Origin of the sequence: Phytobacter sp. V91 (assembly GCF_965644225.1) — a bacterium.
GTDB lineage: Bacteria > Pseudomonadota > Gammaproteobacteria > Enterobacterales > Enterobacteriaceae > CBFFRJ01.
Window position 1 is genome coordinate 1 of sequence record NZ_CBFFRJ010000188.1, and the last position, 7,124, is coordinate 7,124.

Sequence of the window (7,124 nt, forward strand, 5' to 3'; positions counted from 1 at the left end):
AGATTCGCGCGACTGACTTAAAGGTCAAACCTTTCGGAGTCCCCCGGCAAAGCCGGGGGTTTACCGGACTTAATTAAGCGAAGGCATTACCGCCACCGACCTGGTGCTGACCGTAACCCAGATGCTGCGTAAGCATGGCGTGGTCGGCAAATTCGTCGAGTTTTACGGGGACGGGCTGGATTCACTGCCGCTGGCAGACCGGTCCACCATCGCCAATATGGCGCCGGAATACGGCGCAACCTGCGGCTTCTTCCCACTCGATGATATCACTCTCGACTATATGCGGCTGAGCGGACGCAGTGAAGAGCAGGTCGCGCTGGTTGAGGCCTATGCCAAAGCGCAAGGGATGTGGCGTAATACCGGCGATGAACCGGTCTTTACCAGCACTCTGGAACTGAATATGAATGAGGTTGAGGCCAGCCTTGCCGGGCCAAAACGTCCACAGGATCGCGTGGCGCTTCGTGACGTGCCCAAAGCCTTTGCCGCCAGCGCTGAACTGGAACTTAATACGGCACAAAAAGACCGTCGTGCCGTTGAGTACGTACTGAAAGGAGAGCAACACCTGCTTCCCGAGGGGGCGGTTGTTATCGCGGCCATTACTTCCTGCACCAATACCTCCAACCCCAGCGTGCTGATGGCGGCAGGATTGCTGGCCAGAAATGCGGTTAAGGCGGGGCTACAACGCCAGCCATGGGTTAAAGCCTCACTGGCCCCCGGCTCGAAAGTGGTCTCTGACTATCTGGCGAAGGCCGGGTTAACGCCGTATCTCGATGAGCTGGGATTCAACCTGGTTGGCTACGGCTGCACCACCTGTATTGGTAACTCTGGCCCTTTACCTGAGCCGATTGAGAATGCTATCAGGCAGGGAGACCTCACCGTCGGCGCGGTGTTGTCCGGTAACCGAAACTTTGAAGGGCGTATTCATCCATTAGTGAAAACGAACTGGCTGGCCTCGCCGCCGCTGGTGGTTGCCTATGCGCTGGCGGGCAATATGAACATCAATCTGGCGACCGAGCCGCTGGGCCACGACAGACAAGGCGCCCCGGTGTGGCTGAAAGATATCTGGCCTTCCAGCCAGGATATCGCCCGCGCGGTTGATAACGTCTCCAGCGAAATGTTCCGTAAAGAGTACGCAGAGGTATTTTAAGGGACGCCAGAGTGGCGATCGATTCAGGTTGAAGGTTCTGATACCTACGGCTGGCAGGACGACTCCACCTATATCCGGCTGTCACCCTTTTTTGAAGGGATGGGGGCAACGCCGGAACCGGTGGCGGATATTCATGGGGCGCATATTCTCGCCATTCTGGGGGATTCGGTGACCACTGACCATATCTCTCCGGCGGGGAGTATTAAAGCCGACAGCCCGGCCGGACGTTATCTGCAAAGCCATGGCGTCGAACGGCGGGATTTTAACTCCTATGGATCGCGGCGTGGTAACCATGAAGTGATGATGCGGGGCACGTTTGCCAATATCCGTATCCGTAACGAAATGGTGCCGGGCGTGGAGGGGGGAATGACCCGACATCTGCCTGGCGACGAGGTTATCTCCATTTTTGATGCGGCGATGCGCTACCAGAAAGGCGGCAAACCGCTGGCGGTGATTGCCGGTAAAGAGTATGGCTCAGGCTCAAGCCGCGACTGGGCGGCAAAAGGGCCGCGTTTATTGGGCGTGCGGGTGGTGATCGCGGAGTCGTTCGAACGTATTCACCGCTCAAATCTGATTGGTATGGGGATCCTGCCGCTGGAATTTCCGCCAGGGACAACGCGTAAAACGCTGGGGCTGAACGGGGAGGAAAAACTGGATATCGCACACCTGGACCAGTTGCAGCCCGGGGCCATTATCCCGGTGACGTTGACCCGAAGTGACGGAGGGCAAGAGGTGCTGAACTGCCGCTGTCGTATTGATACGTCAACGGAGCTTACCTACTACCAGAACGACGGTATTCTGCACTATGTGATCCGCAATATGTTGCACTGAGTGGTGAAGATGCCTGGTTGAGAGGTTAACCCGCGCCATTTCACGGGCGGGTTAACGCAAAAAGCGGCAATGTGGCGATTATTCGTTCAACAGATGACCCATTTTTGCGGCTTTGGTGTCGAGATAATGGGCGTTTTTCGGATTACGTCCGACGATCAGCGGCACACGCTCCACAATATTGATCCCGGCTTCGGTCAGAATTTCAACTTTACGCGGGTTATTGGTTAACAGACGAACTTCATCGACGCCAATCAGTTTGAACATATCGGCGCAAAGGGTGAAGTCGCGCTCATCAGCGGCAAACCCCAACTGGTGGTTGGCTTCAACCGTGTCATAGCCCTGATCCTGAAGGGCGTAGGCGCGGATTTTATTCAGCAAACCAATGTTGCGACCTTCCTGGCGATGATAAAGCAGCACGCCACGGCCTTCTTCTGCTATCTGGGTCAGCGCAGCTTCAAGCTGGAAACCGCAATCACAGCGCAGGCTGAATAACGCATCCCCGGTTAAACACTCGGAATGAACGCGAGCCAGAACCGGCGTTTGCCCGGAAATGTCCCCATAAATAAGCGCAACGTGATCCTGCCCGGTTGCCAGTTCTTCAAAACCCACCATCAGGAAATCGCCCCACGGTGTTGGCAGTTTGGCTTCTGCCACGCGTTTAAGCTGCATGTGATTCTCCAGATTATAATGGCCGCTATCAGAGGCCTTATGTATTACGCTATTTTGCCACAACAAGCTTTACATCACTAACCACCTGCTGACACATCGCTGATTAAACGCACAAATACGGCAGTTTCAGCGCAAATGTTATTTTTCAGTTATGATTGTGGCTGCGAAGAGAGGGAGAAACAATGCGGTCTATTGCGAAACGCACTATGGTGGGCGCAGGCATGTTGCTGGTGATGCCTGTCCTGGTCCTGATTTCAGGCTGGAGCTGGCAACCGGGGGTCAACACGGCATTTTTACGCGCCGCCTGGTGGATAACAGAGACGGTGACGCAGCCCTGGGGAATAATCACCCATGTGCTGCTGTGCGGCTGGTTCCTGTGGTGTCTGCGTTTTCGACTGAAAGCCGCATTAATGCTGTTCGTGATCCTGGCCGCTGCAATTATTGCCGGGCAGGGGGTCAAATCCTGGGTTAAAGAGCAGGTTCAGGAACCCAGACCTTTCGTTATCTGGCTGGAGAACGTCCACGATGTTAAAGCGGATGCGTTTTACAGCCTCAGCCGTAGTGACAGAAGCCATCTGGTTAAAGAGCAACTGGCCGGGACGCAAGATATTCCGCCCTTCCTGCGGGAGCACTGGCAGAAAGAGACGGGCTTTGCCTTTCCTTCCGGCCACACCATGTTTGCCGCCAGTTGGGCTTTGCTTGCGGTAGGCCTGCTGTGGCCTCGCCGCCGTACCTGGACTATCGCGCTTTTGCTGGTCTGGGCCAGCGGAGTGATGGGTAGTCGTCTGGTGCTGGGGATGCACTGGCCCGTCGATTTGGTGGTGGCAACCCTTATCTCCACGTTGCTGGTGACCGTTGCGACATGGCTGGCGCAAAAGCTTTGTGGGCCGCTGACACCGCCTGTCAAAGAGAAGCTGGAGATCGTCGAAAGAGAGCAAGAGAGTTGAACCCGGGTAAAATGCCCATAGATAAGAATGGCGCACCACGCATTTCCGTTTCGCGCCAGGCGCTAAAATGGTAGTTTATAAGGCTGGCTGCTGTCGGTTGAACATAATTTACTCGCTCACAACCACATAACGGGAAGTCATGTGAAATATTTGCTCATTTTCTTACTGGTCCTGGCGATTTTTGTCGTTTCCGTCACCCTTGGCGCCCAAAACGACCAGCTGGTGACCTTCAATTATCTGCTCGCTCAGGGTGAATATCGTATCTCTACCTTGCTGGCGGTGCTCTTTGCTGCAGGCTTTGTTATCGGCTGGCTGATTTGTGGTTTGTTCTGGCTACGTGTCCGTGTTTCGCTGGCGCGCGCAGAACGTAAAATTAAGCGTCTGGAGCAAAAATTTGCCCCTGCTGCTGATGCCCCGGTAGATTCCGGTACCTCTGTGGTGAAGGAATAATCGTTTATGCTGGAGCTGTTGTTTCTGCTGTTACCCGTTGCCGCGGCATATGGCTGGTATATGGGGCGCAGAAATGCTCAACAGAGCAAGCAGGATGACGCGAACCGGCTTTCACGTGATTACGTGGCCGGTGTCAACCTGTTGCTCAGTAACCAACAGGACAAAGCGGTAGACCTGTTCCTTGATATGCTGAAAGAGGACACCGGTACCGTTGAAGCGCATCTCACCCTGGGAAACCTGTTCCGCTCACGCGGCGAGGTTGACCGCGCCATTCGTATCCATCAAACCCTGATGGAAAGCGCCTCTCTGTCGTATGACCAGCGTCTTCTGGCGGTACAGCAGCTTGGCCGCGACTATATGGCGGCCGGTATGTACGATCGCGCGGAAGATATGTTCAATCAACTGGTGGACGAAACGGATTTCCGGGTCGGCGCATTACAACAGCTATTGCAGATTTATCAGGCGACCAGTGAATGGCAAAAGGCGATTGATGTAGCAGAGAGGCTGGTTAAGCTGGGTAAAGACAAACAGCGCGGTGAAATCGCCCATTTTTACTGTGAGCTGGCATTGCAGCAAATGGCTAACGACGATCTTGACCGGGCGATGGGGCTGCTGAAAAAGGGTGCTGCTGCGGATAAAGAAAGTCCACGTGTCTCGATTATGATGGGTCGCGTGCATATGTCTAAAAGCGAATACAGCAAAGCCGTTGAGAGCCTGCTGCGGGTGATTGATCAGGATAAAGAGCTGGTCAGTGAAACACTCGACATGCTGCAAGTCTGCTACCAGCACCTGGGTAAAAATGAAGAGTGGGCAGCATTCTTACAGCGCTGCGTTGAGGAAAATACCGGCGCCACGGCGGAACTGATGCTGGCTGAAATCATGGAAGGCCGCGAAGGGCAGGACGCTGCGCAGGGTTATGTGACCCGCCAGCTTCAGCGTCATCCGACCATGCGGGTGTTCCATAAGCTGATGGATTACCACCTCAATGAGGCAGAAGAAGGGCGGGCAAAAGAGAGCCTGATGGTATTGCGGGAGATGGTAGGCGAACAGGTTCGCAGTAAACCGCGTTATCGCTGCCATAAGTGTGGTTTTACCGCCTTTACCATGTACTGGCACTGCCCATCCTGCCGGGCGTGGTCAACCGTGAAGCCGATTCGCGGTCTGGACGGGCAGTAGTTTTAAAAAAAACCTTATTTTAGTTACAACATACTAATGGTGGGCGAAGGAGGAACGTAGCCATCGTGCCGCCTTTGTCCGGCAGAATGTAATCGCGCCTGTCAATTCAGCTTCCTCGCAGGTAGAATGCTCGCCGTTTATTCATTGCGCCTGCGCCAGCGCGCTCATCTCAGAAGGTCTCATCATGACGACGACAGCTTCATCTGTTTCCCGTGCGAAAACGTCCTCTCCGGTCGTGGTTGCTCTTGATTATGACAATCGCGATAAAGCCCTGGCTTTTGTTGACAGGATCGATCCCCGTGACTGCCGCCTCAAAGTGGGCAAAGAGATGTTTACCCTCTTTGGCCCTGAACTGGTTCGTGACCTGCAACAGCGCGGTTTTGATCTCTTTCTTGATCTGAAATTCCACGACATCCCAAATACCACCGCTCATGCAGTGAAAGCCGCTGCTGACCTTGGCGTCTGGATGGTTAACGTCCATGCTTCGGGCGGCGCCCGGATGATGACGGCCGCCAGAGAGGCGTTGCTGCCCTTTGGTAAAGACGCGCCGTTGCTGATTGCCGTCACGGTACTGACCAGCATGGAGTCCAGCGATCTTCTGGGGCTGGGGATTACTGCTACGCCTGCGCAGCACGCAGAGCGTCTGGCGGAATTAACCCAACAGTGTGGGCTTGACGGTGTGGTCTGTTCCGCGCAGGAAGCGGTGCGCTTTAAAGAAGCCTTTGGTCAGTCGTTCAAACTGGTTACCCCTGGGATTCGTCCTGCCGGTAGCGACGCTGGCGATCAGCGCCGCATTATGACGCCGGAACAGGCATTAACGGCGGGTGTGGATTACATGGTGATCGGCCGTCCGGTTACTCTGGCTGCTGATCCGGCGCAGGCCCTGCGTGATATTAACGCCTCACTGGCGCGGAGCGCATCATGAGTGACAGCAACAGCAGACTGGTCTATTCCACCGAAACAGGCCGTATTGACGAAGAAAAAAAAGCGCCAGTGCGCCCGAAAGGCGATGGTGTGGTGCGTATTTCGCGTCAGACCAGCGGACGTAAAGGAAAAGGGGTGTGTTTGATTACCGGCGTTGACGGTGATGATGCGATGCTCAACACTCTGGCCGCTGAACTGAAGAAGAAATGCGGCTGTGGCGGCGCTGTCAAAGATGGCGTGATCGAGATCCAGGGCGACAAGCGCGATCTGCTGAAAACCCTGCTGGAAGCAAAAGGAATGAAGGTCAAACTGGCGGGCGGTTAACCGGCGGCATAAAAAAGGGTGACGGTGCACGCGTTACCCTTTTTACTCAATGCTCAGACCTGTAAGAAAATAGACTGATAATCAGATGCCGTTTTAAATGAATTACTTACCTACCTGGTGACCGATAATCCCACCAACAGCCGCGCCGCCCAGCGTACCCAGGGTACTACCGTTGGTCAGCACTGCGCCTCCCAGAGCACCGGCACCGGCGCCGATTGCGGTGTTACGATCGCGTTTTGACCAGCTTCCGCAGGCGCTCAGGGACATTGCGAGGGTGATTGCCAGCATAGCAGCAGCGACTTTTTTACTTGATAACATCATCATACTTTCTCCTGAATGAGTGATTCACGGAAAGAGTGCTCTTTAAGTATAGCCCGCGTGGGGATCCAAAAGACTTTCCGCAAAACTTTTGTTGCGCAGGTGTTACTAAAATCACGCATGTGATAGTCACGTCCTGTTATCTCGCTACAAATAATTTTACGATTGAACCCCGTCTTGAGCAGGGTAAATAGTCTTAATTAAGTCCGGTAAACCCCCGGCTTTGCCGGGGGACTCCGAAAGGTTTGACCTTTAAGTCACTCGCGCGAATCTGAAATCTCCGCCAAGAGATGAGGATTCGTGATGAGAGACTTTCAGAGCTTAAGCCATACGAAATG

At 54.4% G+C, this 7,124-nt stretch carries 7 protein-coding genes and 1 pseudogene; 6 read left to right on the top strand and 2 right to left on the bottom strand.

What is annotated here, in order from left to right; genetic code table 11:
* Positions 1-73: 73 nt before the first annotated feature.
* Positions 74-1,978: pseudogene (gene acnA / locus ACSZO4_RS23885) on the top strand (aconitate hydratase AcnA); the annotation flags it as partial.
* 78 nt (positions 1,979-2,056) lie between these two features.
* Here the strand turns inward: acnA and ribA are convergent.
* Positions 2,057-2,647 (bottom strand): GTP cyclohydrolase II, encoded by a 591-nt coding sequence (gene ribA / locus ACSZO4_RS23890; protein ID WP_437891564.1) that lies wholly within the window; start codon positions 2,645-2,647, stop codon positions 2,057-2,059.
* A 182-nt stretch (positions 2,648-2,829) separates the two neighbouring features.
* Here ribA and pgpB point away from each other — a divergent pair, with 182 nt between their 5' ends.
* The 5 genes from pgpB to yciH all read left to right on the top strand — a co-directional run bounded on the left by pgpB (position 2,830) and on the right by yciH (position 6,468).
* Entirely contained in the window at positions 2,830-3,594 is a 765-nt protein-coding gene (pgpB, locus tag ACSZO4_RS23895; protein ID WP_437891565.1) for a phosphatidylglycerophosphatase B, read from the top strand.
* A 141-nt stretch (positions 3,595-3,735) separates the two neighbouring features.
* Complete coding sequence (locus ACSZO4_RS23900; protein ID WP_437891567.1) at positions 3,736-4,044, top strand: LapA family protein; 309 nt, start codon at positions 3,736-3,738, stop codon at positions 4,042-4,044.
* A 6-nt stretch (positions 4,045-4,050) separates the two neighbouring features.
* Entirely contained in the window at positions 4,051-5,220 is a 1,170-nt protein-coding gene (lapB, locus tag ACSZO4_RS23905; RefSeq protein WP_437891568.1) for a lipopolysaccharide assembly protein LapB, read from the top strand.
* A 184-nt stretch (positions 5,221-5,404) separates the two neighbouring features.
* Positions 5,405-6,145 (top strand): orotidine-5'-phosphate decarboxylase, encoded by a 741-nt coding sequence (pyrF, locus tag ACSZO4_RS23910; protein ID WP_437891570.1) that lies wholly within the window; start codon positions 5,405-5,407, stop codon positions 6,143-6,145.
* On the top strand, positions 6,142-6,468 hold the full coding sequence (gene yciH, locus ACSZO4_RS23915; protein WP_437891572.1) for a stress response translation initiation inhibitor YciH: 327 nt from the start codon (positions 6,142-6,144) through the stop codon (positions 6,466-6,468). Before pyrF ends, yciH begins: the two co-directional genes overlap by 4 nt.
* Before the next feature lie 102 nt (positions 6,469-6,570).
* On the opposite strand, the gene osmB is transcribed toward yciH, so the two are convergent.
* Positions 6,571-6,789, bottom strand: a complete 219-nt coding sequence (gene osmB / locus ACSZO4_RS23920) for an osmotically-inducible lipoprotein OsmB (RefSeq protein ID WP_437891573.1) — start codon at positions 6,787-6,789, stop codon at positions 6,571-6,573.
* Positions 6,790-7,124: the final 335 nt, after the last annotated feature.